This is a genomic window from Vibrio phycocola, assembly GCF_054404255.1.
Genome location: NZ_JBTAMQ010000001.1, coordinates 430,426 through 445,675 on the forward strand (window position 1 = coordinate 430,426; position 15,250 = coordinate 445,675).

Here is a 15,250-nt window from a genome sequence, read left to right on the forward strand (position 1 = left end):
CGTTAACAATACAGGAGCATTCGATGATAGAACGTAAGCGCGGTATTTATAATGGACGTAATAAGTCCTCCGCATATAAAGATTTAGTATGGACTGTCGCTACATCATCAGATACATCTTTAGATATCAAAGGACAAACTAGAGCAACCTTAGATACTATTCAACGCAATTTAATTGAACTGGGTAGCGATAAAGCTCGAATAGTATCAGCTCAAGTTTATATCGCTGATATGAATTCTAAAGCATCAATGGATCTAGTTTGGTGTGAATGGTTTGGTGAAAATCCACAAGATTGGCCACAAAGAGCTTGCTTAGGCGTCGATCTGGAAGGTGATGTTTTAATAGAAATAACAGTCACAGCAGTGCGTTAATCTACTGCCAACAAGATAATTGGGCTCCCGCTCTAATGCAAAGCCAATCTTATCGGCGTGGATTTAGGCACTAAAGCGATTCGGTGTGTATTTACACAAATAAAAAGGTGCAATCCAATAAGGAACTGACACCTCAGCAATTCAGTGGATGTCCGTTTCAACAAGCTTTTTTTGTGAGTATTAAGGCCTATGAAAAGTATATTATGTTTTTACATGCTGGTATCCACTTTTTAGTTTCGTTAACAAAACTATGATGGCTCTAGCGTTCAGCTAATCCACGATTGATTAGAGATCATGGAGAGTTATTATCACGATATGATCTAGTAGAGGGTAATATGGTTTCAGAAATGGATTTTCCATCAGAAACAAAAATAAATGGTAAAGAGTCAAATTCATATTACCGTGATTCATTTAAAGTTACGGTGAAGAAACAAAACCTTGAAGCTAAAAATGTATATCACAGCATCTTTGGTTTTTTGCCAAAGCCAGTTCAACTTGCTTTATCCTTTCGGAATTCGGTTGTTAAATACTTCGGTTTTTCATCAAGTAATACAGAAATGTCTTTGCCTCTTGAGGATATTGAAACAGGAAAGAAAGCGGGCTTTTTAACCATTGAATCAGTAGAGCCGTCAGAGGTTATATGTGGTGCATACGAGCCAAATATGGATATGTGGTTATCAGTCTTAAAGTTATCGGAACAAGAGTTTTCAGTTTCTACACTAGTGAATTTAAAAACAAAATCAGGAAAGGTGTATATGGCTTTTATAAAACCATTTCATAAGCTGGTTGCCAAATACTGCATTAGGCAAGCACTTAGAGCAGGTCGTATATAAAAAGAAGCTATGGTGCCAATAATTAATGTTGATCTTTTGGCGCTTTCCACATAATTGCCCCTTAACAGGGCGGCTGTATGCTAAGGATAGTTCGTTGAATAAAATTAATATTAGTGAGAAATTTGGGTTGTTTTCAGATGAATGGACTCCCAAGATTTTAGCTGAATCAAATGGCCAATTAGTCAAAATAGCGAAAGGTACTGGTGAGCTTGTATGGCATACACATGATAATGAAGATGAGTTATTTATTGTGTTTAAAGGACAGCTTACTTTGCAGTTAAGAAGTGGAAATATTGTTCTAAATCCAGGTGAAATGTATGTAGTACCAAAAGGCGTAGAGCATTGCCCTAAAGCTGAGCCTGGTACGCATTTCATGATGGTAGAGCCATCCTCTACAGCTCATACAGGCGAACTTGATAGTGAAGTAACCGTATCGTCAGAACATCAAGAATGGATTTAACATCTAATAGATAGGGGTAGAAGTCACGGCTGAAACAGTAAGACTGAAAGCTAGCAGTCGCTACTAGCCTTCATTTTGATTAATTTTGTGCCAATTTCACTCTGATCGTACTATTCGCCACTTTAGATAGATTCAACTTGCTTATAGCCGTTGCTGCTTCATCAACATCCGGCATTTCAACAAAAGCAAAACCTTTTGATTGTCCGGTGTTCTGATCTAAAACTAAGTTACACTCAGAAACAGAGCCATGATCAGAAAATAAAACTCGAATTTCATGTTCAGTGGTTGTTCGAGCAAGGTTGCGGACTAAAATTTTCATATTGTTTACCTAATAAAATTGAGGCGTAAGTGTCTCAGCTATAGGTAAATAAACCAAGGATAATCAGTCAAAAACTTACGTTTGACAAAAAAGACCTATCACAGCAGTTGAAAGCTGGTGGGTTTTAAGTTGCAGATAGAAGGCTTGGAACGGGTGAAAGAGTTTATGGGGAAAATGAATTAATGAATACCCCAGAAGAGCAACAACAATTCTAATGGGTAAAAATACATCACATAACTACGACGCCTTAATCGAAATATTCTCTCAACACACCGCTCCATTATGACTAAAAACATTCATTATTGGTGCGATCTGCACCAATATTGAATGTTTAGTAACAGCGAATGCGTTCAAGATAGGCTCGTTCTTTTACTCTATTTTGATATTCCAGAGGCGTTACATTCACGAGCTTTTTAAATTCATTGAGAAAGTGTGACTGATCACTGAATCCAAGTTCAACCGCGCAATCAGAAAAAATAAGATCGCTATTATGATTAATACTGTAAATAGCTGATTGACAACGGATTGCTCGGCTAAATCCTTTTGGTGTTAAACCGATATCATTCTTAAACATGCGTTGGAGTGTTCGAGTTGTATAACCAGAGAATTTTTCTAGATCCTGAACTTGAATGTTGCCTTTGTGATGGCAAATTTTTTCGATAATCTTGCTGGTTACTCTTGACGATTCTTGCCGTTTATTCTTACCTAAAAATTGATTTACCACACCGACTTGTTGTGAAAAGTCGCCACTGTTTATTACTTGTTCAAGTAGTGGTTCGTAACCTGCAATAACATCATTTAAATCAAGCTCATGTTCGATGAGATCTTGAGCTGAAACCCTTAGAAAATCAGGAAATACACCAGGTACAAAACGCACGCCAAAGTACTGATGTCCAGGTGTAAACGACGCCGCACCTGCCTCCAATTTTGTTCCACAGACCCGCCCGGTTGGTGAATTTGCATCACAGTCAAATATCATGTCTATACAGCCATCCGGAATCACACTTGTTGGCTCTTGACTGCTGCCGGCTTTAAAGCTGTAGAAGTGAGACACTTCAGGGTTGTTGGGAGCCAACTGAGTCAAAAAACGCTCTGAGTCCAACACAAAAAAAGGTTGTTTTGAATGAATACTAGAAACACGTGATAGCAATGACGAAGCAGACATATCTAACTCTCTTATCCTTGAGTGACAAATACATCTAGCAAAGTAGGTGCCAATTTCATCAGAAATGCACGGAAAAGCAATGTCGCAAAAATACAATACGGGCTTTAATTCTGGCAATAGTATCAAAAGCAACGACTCATTGAACCTCTCCATAATCAGTTCGATAACGTCCAGATAAACGTGAGGGGGTGAGTGAAGAAACAGGCGAAAACAAACTATATGGATATAGGTGATGATATGTCAGCGAACACTAAGATAGATTTTATATACCTTTCAGAGCCAGACATGATTAAAGCTGGCGTGACCGATATGCCCAGTTGCGTTGATACGATGGAAGAGATGTTTGTTCTTTTGCAAAAAGGGGACTATCGCATGGCAGGCCCAAATAGTGATTCACACGGAGCCATGGTTACGTTCCCTGAAGAGTCTCCGTTCCCGACCATGCCAAAACCTACCGCTGACCGCCGTTTAATGGCGATGCCCGCGTATCTTGGTGGTGATTTTCAGACGTGCGGTGTTAAGTGGTATGGCTCGAACATAGCTAACCGAGAGAAAGGACTGCCTCGATCCATTCTTATGTTTACTCTAAACGATATTGAAACCAGTGCCCCATTGGCTTATATGTCGGCGAACTTACTTTCTGCTTACCGTACTGGTGCGATACCCGGTGTTGGTGCTCGTTACTTAGCACGCAAAGATTCGAAGGTCATTGGTCTACTTGGACCGGGTGTTATGGGTAAAACGACAGTGGCCGCCTTTATGGCAGCTTGCCCAGAGGTCGATACGATCAAAATCAAAGGGCGTGGTAAAGCGAGTATGGACAGCTTCATTACTTGGCTTGCCGTTGAATACCCCCAAATCACAAATGTGAAAGTAGTGGACTCCGTTGAAGATGTGGTACGCGATTCCGACTTAGTGACTTACTGTAATTCCGGAGAAACCGGAGACCCAATGACCTACCCAGAAGTTAAACGTGAATGGGTCAAACCAGGTGCATTTTTAGCGATGCCGGCAAGCTGTCGACTGGATGAAGGCATGGAAGGTTCCGATGTCCGAAAAGTGCTGGATAACACGGGTTTATATGAGGCCTGGTATGAAGAAGTGCCGAAACCTGCACACAACCATATCCCCCTAGTGGGCATGCGTTTCATGGACTCTATTCATGAAGGAAAATTGAAGAACGATGAACTCGAGGATCTTGGAAACATTGTTGCGGGTGTTACCCCTGGTCGTAAAAGTGATGACGAAATAGTGGTGTTATCCGTTGGTGGGATGCCAGTGGAAGATGTTGCTTGGGCGACCAAGATTTATCGCAACGCCGTTGAAAAAGGAATTGGCGTGTCACTGAACCTCTGGGATGAACCAGTACTTAAATAAGGAAAAATAGAATGCAACGTATCAATTATTCAACTGGCTCAGCCCTTGAGAAACACGCTGGTTACTCGCGAATGGTCAAAATCGGCAACCGAATTATGATTGGTGGCACAACCGCTGTACAGCCTGATGGTGAAGTCTTTGGCAGCACGGCTTATGAACAGGCTCAATACATATTCGGTCGATTTATTGAGTTACTCAAACGCGCCGATGCCGAGGCGAAAGATGTCTATAAAGTGAAAGTGTATGTAACTGATATGGGTCAAGCAAAAGATGTCGCAACCGCCTACAGTGAGTTTTTCAAGGAAGTTTGCCCGTTGTTCACTATGGTCGAAACTCCAAAGCTCAATCGTCCAACTCAGTTTGTTGAGATTGAGCTTGAAGCCATGCTCGATTGTGAAGTGTGCGAAGAGTAATAAATGACCGCGATACGGATACCTCTTCATGTCGGTAAGGAGTGAAATATGTTGAAAAGGTTACATGACAGCCCCTCAGATACAGAGTGTGTGACCATCACTTTTGAAGGCGAGCCGTTACGAGTTCCGGCCGGTGAAACGGTTCTTGCTACCGTCATGGCGGCGGGGGCGGGTTACAACCGAACCTCGCCGATAAGTGGAGCACCTCGAGCTGGATATTGTCAGATGGGGGTTTGCTTTGAATGCTTAATGGAGATCGATGGTATCCCTAATCAACAAGCGTGTGCGATACAAGTGTGCGACGGTATGGTCGTAAATCGTCAGAACGGTAAGAAGGTGTTGGAGAATGGGTAAAATCTACGATCTTATCATCATTGGTGCTGGGCCCGGTGGCGTCGCTGCTGCGGTCACTGCCGACAATCTCGGGCTAAACGTCTTGGTGGTTGATGAACAACCCGAACCCGGCGGGCAGATCTATCGTTCAATGGAGCGCAGCCGTACCGAAAATACACATGTACTTGGTAAAGATTATTTTGCCGGAAAACCACTTATCGAAGCTTTTCGACTTTCGGCTGTGGATTATATGCCAAATACCACGGTACTCAATATTGCTAATCAATTTGATGTCGATCTCTTATCTGCTGGAAAGACACAAAGAGTAAGAGGCCGTCGACTACTTCTTGCCATTGGTGCTGCAGAGCGTCCGGTTCCGATGAAAAACTGGACGTTACCTGGTGTTATGGGGGCTGCGGCCGCTGATATCTTATTTAAATCAGCAGATATGGTTCCCGATGAGCCAGTGGTTATCGCAGGTAGCGGGCCGTTGTTGCTCTTGGCCGCTTGTCACCTCGTTGACAATGGTGTGCACATTTCAGCGATGGTTGAGACCGCAGGTTTTCGTGATTATTTCAAAGCCATTCCCTTTATGCCGAAAGCGCTTTTACGTAGTGATTATCTCGTAAAAGGTTTGCTGATGCGATTAAAGCTAAAACGTGCTGGTGTGCCTCTCTATATGGGTTGTCGTGACCTCGAAGTGACCGGTGACGAACGTGCTCAAGGGTTGCGCTTTACCTGTCGTGGTAAGCAGATGGATATCGCGGCAAAAACTGTTTTGCTGCACGAAGGGGTAGTGCCTAACTTGCGTCTTAGTCATTCAATTAACTGCGAACATGAATGGTACGAACCACAACGCTATTGGAAACCTAAACTCGATTCATGGGGGCAAACCAGTGTCGATGGTGTGTCCATTGCTGGCGATTCTGCGGGAATTGGTGGCGGTCCAATGGCGGCGGCTAGAGGTCATTTGGCTGCGATTGATAGTGCTTACAAGCTGGAAAAAATTAATCAACTGAAACGTGATCATATAGCGGAAGAGCATAGAGTTAACCTTAACAAGGAACTATTCATTCGACCTTTTCTTGATCATGTTTTTCCACCTAATCGGCAGGCTTTGGTCCCTGAAAATGATGAGACACTCGTCTGCCGCTGCGAAGAAATAACCGCAGGGCAAATTCGTCAAGCGATAGCTCAAGGAGCGAGTCATCCAGCGCAAATCAAAGCTCGAACCCGAGCTGGAATGGGCCCCTGCCAAGGAAGAATGTGTGCCGCAACGATCTCAGAAATCATTGCCGATAACAGCGCAATCGACATCACTGACGTTGGGACGATGCGCGTTCGCACGCCATTGAAGCCTTTGAGCATAGAACAGTTTGCCAACATGACGTTTGGCGAGAGTGACTGACTTAGAGTATGTGGCAGTGAGCTTCGGCTCTTTCACATCATTGCAAAAGAGAGACAACATGAAGACAAATGCAGATGTCATCATCATTGGCGGTGGAATCATCGGCTGTTCGACCGCCTACTATTTGGCAAAAAAAGGAAAGTCGGTCGTCGTTTTGGAGAAAAGCCAGGTTATGGGGTACGGCGGTTCCAGCCGCAATGGGGGTGGGGTGCGCCAATCAGGGCGAGATAAACGCGAACTTCCATTGGCGATGTACGGCGTTGAAAACTTGTGGCCGAACCTCTCAGAAGAGTTAGGGACAAATGTCGAATACTACCAACATGGTAATTTGCGTTTAGGTAAAACCGATGACCATATCGATATTCTTAAGGGCTTAACTGAGATCGCGGTCGGTCAAGGGCTCGATGTAAAGATGGTCAGCGGTGAAGAAGTCAGAGAAATTTGCCCACATTTGTCACATGAAGTTATTGGAGCGAGTTGGTGCCCAAGTGATGGTCATGCTAATCCGCTACAGACGACGTTAGCTTTCCATAATGCTGCGCGAAAGCTCGGAGTCACCTTTTTAACCGGACAGGATGTACTCTCTTTGAAAATGGTGGCCGGTGAGTTGCGTACGGTTGTGACCGCTGGTGGTATCTTTGAAGCAGACAGAGTTGTTTTAGCGGCAGGCCTTGAAAGTCGGCCAATTTCTCGAACCGTTGGCGTCGATGTGCCAATGAAACCCATTGCTTTGGATACACTCATAACAGACGCACAACCACCAATGTTTTATCAAATGCTCGGCACTGCGATGGCCGATTTTTATGGGCATCAGACGAGTCATGGGTCGTTTGTTTTCGGCGGCGGTTCACCTTTAGATTCAAGCCTTGTTAAACAGAGTTCGGACCATACACCAATAGAAGCAACAGCAGACACCTGTCGTGGAATTCTTAGCTATATTCCTGCGCTGAAACACGCGAAAGTGGTGCGAAGTTGGGTTGGCATTGTTGATTTGTGTGAAGACAAAGTCCCTGTTCTAAGCAAAGTTGAGGATGTTCCAGGATTAATATTGGGGTGTGGACTCTCAGGGCATGGTTTTGGGATCGCGCCTTCGGTCGGGACCGTATTAGCCGAATTAGCGTGCGATGAAACCCCGTCTGTCGATATTAGTGGGCTGAGTTATGAACGCTTTTCAGGGCGAACTTTATAGGCATTATCTTCAAAGGAATGTCGCAAAATTGCAATACAGAAATGTCGTTGAAGAATAGGATCAAGGGTAACTTGTCACTCAAAAAGCTTCGAGCACAATCCAAATAGCGCTAATGATTGGATAGAAGTGATCGCAGGCTCAGTGACGAGCAACACGTAGATTTCGAAGGAATGTTAAGCATAACGAAATGTAAAGGAGATACAACAATGGGGACTAACCTCAAAAAGACACTGGGCTTTTGGTCTTGTTTTGCCGTTGCTGTTGGCTGTGTAGTGGCATCTAGTACCTTAGTGTCGCTTGGCCAAGGAATGGGAATAGCGGGCGGTGGCTTTGTTATTGCAATGATTGCGGCGTGGGTGCTACAGCATTTTTCAGCGCAAAGCTACGCAGAACTTGCGTGTATGATGCCAGCTTCTGGTGGCATTCGAACCTACACACGTGTGGCAATGGGAGCATTGCCCGCCGTAGTCGCAACCTTACTAGGATATTTAGTACCAAACCTGTTGGCGGTACCTGCTGAGCTCACTGTAGCAGGGTCGGTACTGACTGAAACCTTTTTTCCAAGTTTGTCACCCATTTTACTTGGGGGGCTAATTCTCGGATTCCTTATGGTGATGAATATTATTGGTGTCGATATTTTTGCTCGCTTGCAAATCCTCTTCACGCTTACGATGATTATTTCAATTGCTTTACTAGGTATTATTGGACTTACAGGGATAGGTGCTTTGCCAGCTCCAGAACTCGCTGACATTCCTTTTAACGCCATGGGAGCGGGAGTGTTTAGTTTAACGGCATTGGCCATTTGGCTATACATAGGAATCGAGTTTGTGACTCCCTTAGCTCAGGAAACCAAGAGAGCTGAGAAAAATATTCCACGAGCTATGGTTGCCGGTCTTATCGTAATCTTTGGCGTGAACCTAGTGTATGGTTTTGCACTATTGAAATATGTCCCCGCTGAACAACTTGCGTCATCTAATCATCCTCACGTTGATATGGCTCTAGCGATGCTAGGTAAACCGGGAATGATTTGGATTTCAATCGTATCTATTTTTGCTAGTGCCAGTACGATTAATACCGTTATTGGTGTGGTACCGCGGATGCTTTATGGAATGGCGTTGAGTCATGAGTTACCTAAAGTATTTAGAAAGATTCATCCTAGATTCCGCACACCATGGGTCGGTATCCTATTTATGTCAGGCGGCATTGGCGCATTTTTCTTCGGTGGCATTGCCAACTCACCTAATTTAATTGTCTACATCTTGTCAGCATGTTGCGCTTGGTTGTTCTGTTACATTATCGCGCATATCAATGTCATTATTTTAAGGTTCCGTTATCCAAATGTGCGTCGTCCATACAAGACTCGGTTCTATCCCGTGCCACAAGTTCTTGGTTCATTAGGGATCGGTTATACCATCTTAAATATCGCACCCGTGCCTGAGATGGCGGATGCAATCTATAACCTTGTCGGAATAATGGTTGTGCTTGCGTTAGTGTATGCGGTGGTCTGGTTGAAGTTTGTGGTTAAACAGCCTCTGTTCCAACCGTTAGAAATGAAAGAAGCGCAATCAGAGTGGAAAAAAGTTAACGATGATCTGGCACCGACCGGTATTCAGGCCACATTTAGCATCCAACCGGACTCGCGCCCAAAGACCGTGTGATTTCAGTATCCCAAATTTAAAAAGGATTTTATTATGTTTTTAGTTCAAGCAATTATCCGCCCAGAAAAATTAGCCGAAGTGACAGATGCTCTTGCAGAATCTGATATTCAAGCGCTTACTAAAGTGCCTGTCATTGGCCGCGGCCGACAAAGTGGGCTTAAAGTGGGAGATATCAGTTATAAAGATCTCCCTAAAGAAATGATTCTGACGGTGGTTGAAGACTATCTGAAAGACGACGCAGTTCAGACTATTATCAAAGCCGCGCGTACCGGTGACGGCAATCGGGGCGATGGTCGAGTGTTTGTCATCCCAGTTGCGGAGAGCTACAACATCCGTACCGGTGAGCAAGACGAAGAGTAGTGGATTCATTAACCTAGGTAGAGCTTTATGAGTGTAAAACCCAATGCTTTCACAATGGCGCAGTCCGCTCTTTACAATCATTCGTTAGCGTTCTCTCAATACTGGGGGGATGCGGCTCAAGCAGATGAGGGCACTGTTCAATTCAGTCGCTTGCCTGACGAACTCGCCAACTTGAGAATTAGGCCTGACTTTAGGAAACGTTGGATGGGAGGTACATGCGCAATGAATATTGTATTTTCTCATCCAATAGCTGAACAATGTCATGGCAGAATTGAATTCAAGGGGTCACGAGGTGGTGTCTTTACCGGCAAAGCCAATGGAGAGGAATGTGCTCAGCTTTTATCAACGTTAGATGCTGATGACATGCTAAAAAAGACCTTGCTTTCGGTCGATCTTGATAGCTTAGTCTTCGATATAAAAGACGGTATAGTTCAATGCACTTTAACGCCTTATGGTGGTGGAATGGCCTACATGGTAATACCGCCAGTCCGCACCGCCATACCCCTTCCGCCAGAGCAAATACTCCCATTGGCGGAAGCGTTGAAAACTATTGGCTCCCATATTCAGAAAATATAAATAGCGATCGATACTTTGATGGGAACGTGTCAGACAGATAGACACGTTCCTTTTTGTTTTTAGTCAAACTACTTCAGATATTGCGAATGAAACTCTAGATGACTGTCGATATAACTGCTAATGAAAAAATAGCTATGGTCATAATCGGCTCTCATTCGGAGTTGCAAATCTGCGCCACTTATCTTTGCGGCCTCGATCAGTCGTTGGGGTTTTAGCTGCTCATCTAAAAATTGGTCAGCTTCGCCTTGTTCTACCAGAATCGGCAGTGTCGATCCTTCTTTGAGTAACTCGCTGGCATCAAATTGTGCCCAAGTCGATTTATCGTTCCCTAAATAATGAGAAAATGCTTTCTGCCCCCAAGGACAATCGATCGGATTGCAGATTGGGCTAAATGCTGAGACTGAATGAAAGCGCTGTTGATTTTTTAACGCGATGGTTAGCGCGCCATGACCACCCATACTGTGTCCAGAGATCGACCGTTTATCGCTAACAGGAAAATGAGCTTCGATAAGACTAGGCAATTCATTCACCACATAGTCATACATGTGATAATGCGTGTTCCACGGTGATTCAGTGGCATTGACGTAAAAGCCGGCTCCTAAGCCAAAGTCATAGGCACCATCGTTGTCATCGGGTACGCCTTCACCGCGCGGGCTGGTATCGGGTGCGACAATTGCGATGCCTAATTCGGCGGCTTTTTTAAATGCACCTGCTTTTTGCATGAAATTTTGATCATCACAGGTCAATCCTGACAACCAATACAAAACGGGTACCTTGTTTTCTTTGCTTGCGTTGGGCGGCAAGAAAATGGCAAACCGCATGGTGCAGTTTGTCGCACTAGAGTCATGTTGATATTGTTTATGCCAACCGTTCGCCACTTTAGTTTGACTTATCTTTTCGAGGTTCATCGCTGCTCCGCTTTTGCCAAAAATAAAACAGCCTTAATGAGGTTGTTAAGGCTGTTTCAATGTGATTGTTAATCGCTTTCGTTATTTAATTTTCTTTCGTCAGAATTACTTATCGAAATGAACGACACTACGGATACTTTTTCCTTCGTGCATTAGGTCAAAGGCGTCATTGATACCTTCTAGCCCCATGGTGTGAGTAATAAAGTCATCCAAGGCAAACTCGCCATCCATATAACGGTTTACGATATCAGGCAACTCAGAACGACCTTTTACGCCACCGAATGCCGTACCGCGCCATACACGACCTGTCACTAATTGGAACGGACGAGTTGAGATTTCTTGGCCTGCACCCGCAACACCAATAATAACTGACTCTCCCCATCCTTTGTGACAACACTCTAGTGCAGAACGCATAACGTCGACGTTACCGATACACTCGAATGAATACTCAACACCACCGTCGGTCATTTCGACGATCACATCTTGAATGGGTTTGTCATAATCGCGTGGGTTGATACAGTCTGTCGCGCCAAGCTTTTTCGCAAGCTCGTATTTGCTCTCATTGATATCAATTCCGATGATGCGATTTGCTCCCGCCATTTTCGCCCCAATGATCGCCGATAGCCCGATACCACCAAGACCAAAAATCGCCACATTGTCGCCTTTTTCAACTTTAGCTGTATTGAGAACCGCCCCCATGCCCGTTGTAACGCCACAGCCGAGTAAGCACACTTCTTTGAGTGGGGCATCTTTATTGACTTTGGCTAACGAAATTTCGGGTAATACGGTAAATTCGGAAAACGTTGAGCAGCCCATATAGTGATAGATTGGCTGTCCATCTTTATAGAAACGAGTCGTGCCATCTGGCATAAGTCCTTTGCCTTGGGTTTCACGTACGGCACTACATAAGTTGGTTTTTCCCGATGTACAGAATTTACATTCGCCACATTCTGCCGTGTAAAGTGGGATAACATGGTCGCCAACTGAAACACTTGTGACACCTTCACCGATCTGTTCGACAATTCCGCCGCCTTCATGACCTAATATCGCTGGAAAAATACCTTCAGGATCTTCACCTGATAAAGTAAAAGCATCGGTATGGCACACGCCACTGGCAACAATGCGGACTAACACTTCGCCCTTGCGTGGTAACATCACATCAACTTCTTCAACAGACAATGGTTGATTCGGGCCCCAAGCAATTGCAGCTTTGGATTTGATGAATTGATCAGTCATTTAAACTCCTTATTAAGTGTTCTACGTTCTTATTATTCTAAATAGTAAGAGATTGATTGTATTGATAAGTCAGGCGTAAATTTTTTAACGCTACTGTATCGAATTGAATTCATGCTTGTGGTCAGTCTAACAGAGAAGAATCTTGTTCAATCATGATTTGTTTCATTTCTTCAAAGTGCTGTCGTGAAAAATCGGTAATACCCTCCCAATCTCTCGCCGTCTTTTCAGCAACTTCGTCGGATAAAATATTCAAAGGGCGGCCGGAAGACATCGCCGTAATAAGAATCTGACAGGCGCGTTCAAGTGTCCAAATATCGTCAAAGGTTTCACCGATATTATCTCCAGCAACTAACACACCATGGTTGCCCATTAATAATCGACGATTGTTAGCGAGCAGTCCGGCAAGTCGCGCGCCTTCTTCAGCGGTATCAGCCATACCACCAAACATAGTATCAACCGAAACTCTATTAAAATAACGAGCAGTGTTTTGATCAATGGGTGGAATACTTGGATTTTTTAATGTAGATACAGCAGTGGTATACACAGGATGCAGGTGCATTGCGACGCGAACATGCGGTAATCGTTTGTGCAGTTGACCATGGATCGACCAAGCGGTTCTATCAACACCAAATTGTTCGGCGCTCGATTCATCATCAGCGTTAACTAATAATAGGTCACTCGCGCGTACACGTGAAAAGTGCTTCCATTTTGGATTGATTAGAAATTGTTTGCCATCATCGGAAACCGCAGCACTGAAATGGTTAGCGACCGCTTCATGCATCCCTAAACTCGCAACAATGCGTAGTGATGCTGCGAGGTCGATGCGTAATTCTTCTTCAATTGAAAGTGCCACAATAGACTCCAAAATCTGTGCTCAGATTTCTCTGAGCACAGCTATCATAATTATGATTTAGGGACGAGAGCTTCAATGTCTTCAGCGGTTGGCGCTTGGAAGCTGTACTTTTCCAGTAATGCGGTGTATTCAGGCGTTTTGCTGAACTTCTCCAATCCTTCAATAAGCGCATTTTTAACTTCGTCGTTTCCTTTCTTTACACCGTAACCATTAAGGACAGGGTAAATCAGAGTTTCAGATGAAATCACAACGCGGTTGCCAACTTTGTCAATAATGCCTTTAGCAACTGCGGCATCGGTGATCTGAGCTTCTACGGCTCGAGAAAGCACTGCTTGTGTTGTTTCAGGGTCAGTTGGATATTCGCTGATCATAATTGGTTCTAAATTGTTGGCTTCACAGTATTCTACTGAAAGTTTTTGCAATTGTTTCAACCAAGCGGTACCCGCCATTGACCCAATTTTGTGTCCACAGAAATCCTCAGGTACTTTAGGCTGATATTCGTTACCTTTGATAGCGATGATAGACTCTCCACTTTTTAAGTATGGAATCATATCAATCACCTTCATACGCTCTTCGGTAATGTACATCGAGGAGTTAGTAATATCGAAGCGGCCACCTTGTAGCCCAGGAATTAAATTTGCCCAACGTGTATCGATGTTTTGAGCTTCTAACCCCATCACTTTTGCAAGGCCGTCAAGAAATTCAATGTCGAATCCAGCTGGCTTATTGTTCTCCATGTACTCATACGGGAAGAATGTCATATCAGAACCGGCGATAATTTTACCGGATTCTTTAAACGCTAATGCGCTACCAGAACTTATTGCCAAGGTTGTGCCAATAAGGCCAATAGTCGCAGAACGAATAGCTTTCTGTAGAGTGCGATTAGTGATTGTCATAATTATTCCTTTAATTAATGTGAGTTAAAAAAGTTACGGACTAGTCCGCTTGTTGAACAAAAAATGAAGCGCCATCTGGCTTGGGGGGCAGCTTCATGGTGTTTTCTGTAGTACGAATTTCACCACTTTCAGAGCCCCATACTATGGTGCCTGAATCACTGCTAGGAAGAGGGTTATACCCAAATGGCAACGCATCTTCTGCCGCATAAACATTGATGAAAATAGTGCGCGGTAAATCGGATTCATTAGGACTTGAAGCATGCAGTAATCTGGTGTGCATGAAACAAACTGTGCCGGGCGATCCATAACAAGAGATCGGCGTTTTACAGCGTGTTTCTTGTACATCTTCGTTTACGGTGCCGGTGAACTTATCGCCGTCCCAGTGGGAGAATAAAGGACCTTTGTGGCTCCCTGGAACGACTTGTAAAGGCCCATTAGCTTCATTGACTTCCCCTAGCATCAATAAACATGTTACTAAGTCGTCGTTACTATGGGGTGTGAATGGGAAATCTTGATGCCATTTCACAACCGTTGCAGTGCGGGGTAACTTAGAATTTACTTTGCTATGGTGTAATCGAGCCCCTTTACTTCCTACGAGTTGGCCTGCTATTTGAGCAACTTTGGATTCAAGTGCTACGTGCTTGAATGCATCAGATATTTCAGTGGGTGACGTAATTCGTCGCAACGATGGGTGATCGGCAGTATGGTCGCTTTCGATATCAAACCGAGCACGGCCATCCAGCGTTTCGCCCCAAGGTTCCATGTGTTGACGGCTCTCTTCTACCCATGTATCGAAGTCGTGTTGAAGGGCCGCAATTTCTTGTTGGTCTAACACATTTTCAACGACGAGAAAGCCTTGTTCGTTGTATTGATCTATCTGCCATTGTTCAATCAT

Annotated in this window: 18 protein-coding genes; 11 read left to right on the forward strand and 7 right to left on the reverse strand. The window is 44.1% G+C overall.

Annotation, left to right across the window (positions count from 1 at the left end; translation table 11 throughout):
• The first annotated feature begins 23 nt into the window (after positions 1–23).
• The 3 genes from ACXJY6_RS02075 (at position 24) to ACXJY6_RS02085 (ending at position 1,664) form a co-directional block, all read left to right on the forward strand.
• Positions 24–371 (forward strand): RidA family protein, encoded by a 348-nt coding sequence (locus ACXJY6_RS02075; protein WP_458767153.1) that lies wholly within the window; start codon positions 24–26, stop codon positions 369–371.
• Between the two features lie 335 nt (positions 372–706).
• On the forward strand, positions 707–1,204 hold the full coding sequence (locus tag ACXJY6_RS02080) for a DUF2867 domain-containing protein (RefSeq protein WP_458767154.1): 498 nt from the start codon (positions 707–709) through the stop codon (positions 1,202–1,204).
• Positions 1,205–1,298: 94 nt separating this feature from the next.
• Positions 1,299–1,664, forward strand: a complete 366-nt coding sequence (locus ACXJY6_RS02085; protein WP_458767155.1) for a cupin domain-containing protein — start codon at positions 1,299–1,301, stop codon at positions 1,662–1,664.
• A gap of 79 nt (positions 1,665–1,743) precedes the next feature.
• On the opposite strand, the gene ACXJY6_RS02090 is transcribed toward ACXJY6_RS02085, so the two are convergent.
• Both ACXJY6_RS02090 and ACXJY6_RS02095 read right to left on the reverse strand, forming a co-directional pair.
• Positions 1,744–1,983: an RNA recognition motif domain-containing protein gene (locus ACXJY6_RS02090; RefSeq protein ID WP_456051485.1), complete on the reverse strand. Its 240-nt coding sequence runs from the start codon at positions 1,981–1,983 to the stop codon at positions 1,744–1,746.
• A 331-nt stretch (positions 1,984–2,314) separates the two neighbouring features.
• Positions 2,315–3,148 (reverse strand): helix-turn-helix domain-containing protein, encoded by an 834-nt coding sequence (locus ACXJY6_RS02095; RefSeq protein WP_458767157.1) that lies wholly within the window; start codon positions 3,146–3,148, stop codon positions 2,315–2,317.
• Between the two features lie 237 nt (positions 3,149–3,385).
• Between ACXJY6_RS02095 and ACXJY6_RS02100 the strand changes: the two genes are divergently transcribed.
• The 8 genes from ACXJY6_RS02100 to ACXJY6_RS02135 all read left to right on the forward strand — a co-directional run bounded on the left by ACXJY6_RS02100 (position 3,386) and on the right by ACXJY6_RS02135 (position 10,462).
• Positions 3,386–4,525 (forward strand): ornithine cyclodeaminase family protein, encoded by a 1,140-nt coding sequence (locus ACXJY6_RS02100; RefSeq protein ID WP_458767159.1) that lies wholly within the window; start codon positions 3,386–3,388, stop codon positions 4,523–4,525.
• Positions 4,526–4,536: 11 nt separating this feature from the next.
• Positions 4,537–4,938: a Rid family hydrolase gene (locus ACXJY6_RS02105; protein WP_458767161.1), complete on the forward strand. Its 402-nt coding sequence runs from the start codon at positions 4,537–4,539 to the stop codon at positions 4,936–4,938.
• A gap of 48 nt (positions 4,939–4,986) precedes the next feature.
• Positions 4,987–5,292 carry a (2Fe-2S)-binding protein gene (locus ACXJY6_RS02110; RefSeq protein WP_458767163.1) on the forward strand — a complete coding sequence of 102 codons (306 nt, stop codon included), beginning with the start codon at positions 4,987–4,989 and terminating at the stop codon, positions 5,290–5,292.
• The gene (locus ACXJY6_RS02115; protein WP_458767165.1) at positions 5,285–6,679 is read left to right on the forward strand and encodes an FAD-dependent oxidoreductase; all 1,395 of its coding nucleotides are present in this window, start codon (positions 5,285–5,287) and stop codon (positions 6,677–6,679) included. The genes ACXJY6_RS02110 and ACXJY6_RS02115 overlap by 8 nt, the downstream gene beginning before the upstream one ends.
• A gap of 58 nt (positions 6,680–6,737) precedes the next feature.
• Entirely contained in the window at positions 6,738–7,868 is a 1,131-nt protein-coding gene (locus tag ACXJY6_RS02120; RefSeq protein WP_458767167.1) for an NAD(P)/FAD-dependent oxidoreductase, read from the forward strand.
• Positions 7,869–8,074: 206 nt separating this feature from the next.
• Positions 8,075–9,526: an APC family permease gene (locus ACXJY6_RS02125; protein ID WP_458767169.1), complete on the forward strand. Its 1,452-nt coding sequence runs from the start codon at positions 8,075–8,077 to the stop codon at positions 9,524–9,526.
• A 33-nt stretch (positions 9,527–9,559) separates the two neighbouring features.
• Positions 9,560–9,886, forward strand: a complete 327-nt coding sequence (locus ACXJY6_RS02130) for a P-II family nitrogen regulator (RefSeq protein ID WP_458767171.1) — start codon at positions 9,560–9,562, stop codon at positions 9,884–9,886.
• A 27-nt stretch (positions 9,887–9,913) separates the two neighbouring features.
• On the forward strand, positions 9,914–10,462 hold the full coding sequence (locus tag ACXJY6_RS02135) for a DUF3156 family protein (protein WP_458767172.1): 549 nt from the start codon (positions 9,914–9,916) through the stop codon (positions 10,460–10,462).
• Between the two features lie 68 nt (positions 10,463–10,530).
• On the opposite strand, the gene fghA is transcribed toward ACXJY6_RS02135, so the two are convergent.
• The 5 genes from fghA to ACXJY6_RS02160 all read right to left on the reverse strand — a co-directional run bounded on the left by fghA (position 10,531) and on the right by ACXJY6_RS02160 (position 15,250).
• Positions 10,531–11,370: an S-formylglutathione hydrolase gene (gene fghA, locus ACXJY6_RS02140; protein ID WP_458767174.1), complete on the reverse strand. Its 840-nt coding sequence runs from the start codon at positions 11,368–11,370 to the stop codon at positions 10,531–10,533.
• A 105-nt stretch (positions 11,371–11,475) separates the two neighbouring features.
• Positions 11,476–12,606 carry an S-(hydroxymethyl)glutathione dehydrogenase/class III alcohol dehydrogenase gene (locus ACXJY6_RS02145; RefSeq protein WP_456051496.1) on the reverse strand — a complete coding sequence of 377 codons (1,131 nt, stop codon included), beginning with the start codon at positions 12,604–12,606 and terminating at the stop codon, positions 11,476–11,478.
• 121 nt (positions 12,607–12,727) lie between these two features.
• Entirely contained in the window at positions 12,728–13,459 is a 732-nt protein-coding gene (locus tag ACXJY6_RS02150) for a class II aldolase and adducin N-terminal domain-containing protein (protein WP_458767176.1), read from the reverse strand.
• A gap of 50 nt (positions 13,460–13,509) precedes the next feature.
• A complete protein-coding gene (locus tag ACXJY6_RS02155; protein WP_456051498.1) occupies positions 13,510–14,355 on the reverse strand; it encodes an ABC transporter substrate-binding protein in 846 nt (281 codons plus the stop codon).
• A 40-nt stretch (positions 14,356–14,395) separates the two neighbouring features.
• Positions 14,396–15,250 carry a phytanoyl-CoA dioxygenase family protein gene (locus ACXJY6_RS02160; RefSeq protein ID WP_458767178.1) on the reverse strand — a complete coding sequence of 285 codons (855 nt, stop codon included), beginning with the start codon at positions 15,248–15,250 and terminating at the stop codon, positions 14,396–14,398.

Excerpts from the sequence above, each read along its gene's own strand:
- ACXJY6_RS02075 (WP_458767153.1), top strand. The coding sequence starts at position 24 with ATGATAGAACGTAAGCGCGGTATTTATAATGGACGTAATAAGTCCTCC.
- ACXJY6_RS02080 (WP_458767154.1), top strand. The coding sequence starts at position 707 with ATGGTTTCAGAAATGGATTTTCCATCAGAAACAAAAATAAATGGTAAA.
- ACXJY6_RS02090 (WP_456051485.1), bottom strand. The coding sequence starts at position 1,983 with ATGAAAATTTTAGTCCGCAACCTTGCTCGAACAACCACTGAACATGAA.
- ACXJY6_RS02095 (WP_458767157.1), bottom strand. The coding sequence starts at position 3,148 with ATGTCTGCTTCGTCATTGCTATCACGTGTTTCTAGTATTCATTCAAAA.
- ACXJY6_RS02100 (WP_458767159.1), top strand. The coding sequence starts at position 3,386 with ATGTCAGCGAACACTAAGATAGATTTTATATACCTTTCAGAGCCAGAC.
- ACXJY6_RS02105 (WP_458767161.1), top strand. The coding sequence starts at position 4,537 with ATGCAACGTATCAATTATTCAACTGGCTCAGCCCTTGAGAAACACGCT.
- ACXJY6_RS02110 (WP_458767163.1), top strand. The coding sequence starts at position 4,987 with ATGTTGAAAAGGTTACATGACAGCCCCTCAGATACAGAGTGTGTGACC.
- ACXJY6_RS02115 (WP_458767165.1), top strand. The coding sequence starts at position 5,285 with ATGGGTAAAATCTACGATCTTATCATCATTGGTGCTGGGCCCGGTGGC.
- ACXJY6_RS02120 (WP_458767167.1), top strand. The coding sequence starts at position 6,738 with ATGAAGACAAATGCAGATGTCATCATCATTGGCGGTGGAATCATCGGC.
- ACXJY6_RS02125 (WP_458767169.1), top strand. The coding sequence starts at position 8,075 with ATGGGGACTAACCTCAAAAAGACACTGGGCTTTTGGTCTTGTTTTGCC.
- ACXJY6_RS02130 (WP_458767171.1), top strand. The coding sequence starts at position 9,560 with ATGTTTTTAGTTCAAGCAATTATCCGCCCAGAAAAATTAGCCGAAGTG.
- ACXJY6_RS02135 (WP_458767172.1), top strand. The coding sequence starts at position 9,914 with ATGAGTGTAAAACCCAATGCTTTCACAATGGCGCAGTCCGCTCTTTAC.
- fghA (WP_458767174.1), bottom strand. The coding sequence starts at position 11,370 with ATGAACCTCGAAAAGATAAGTCAAACTAAAGTGGCGAACGGTTGGCAT.
- ACXJY6_RS02145 (WP_456051496.1), bottom strand. The coding sequence starts at position 12,606 with ATGACTGATCAATTCATCAAATCCAAAGCTGCAATTGCTTGGGGCCCG.
- ACXJY6_RS02155 (WP_456051498.1), bottom strand. The coding sequence starts at position 14,355 with ATGACAATCACTAATCGCACTCTACAGAAAGCTATTCGTTCTGCGACT.
- ACXJY6_RS02160 (WP_458767178.1), bottom strand. The coding sequence starts at position 15,250 with ATGATTGAACAATGGCAGATAGATCAATACAACGAACAAGGCTTTCTC.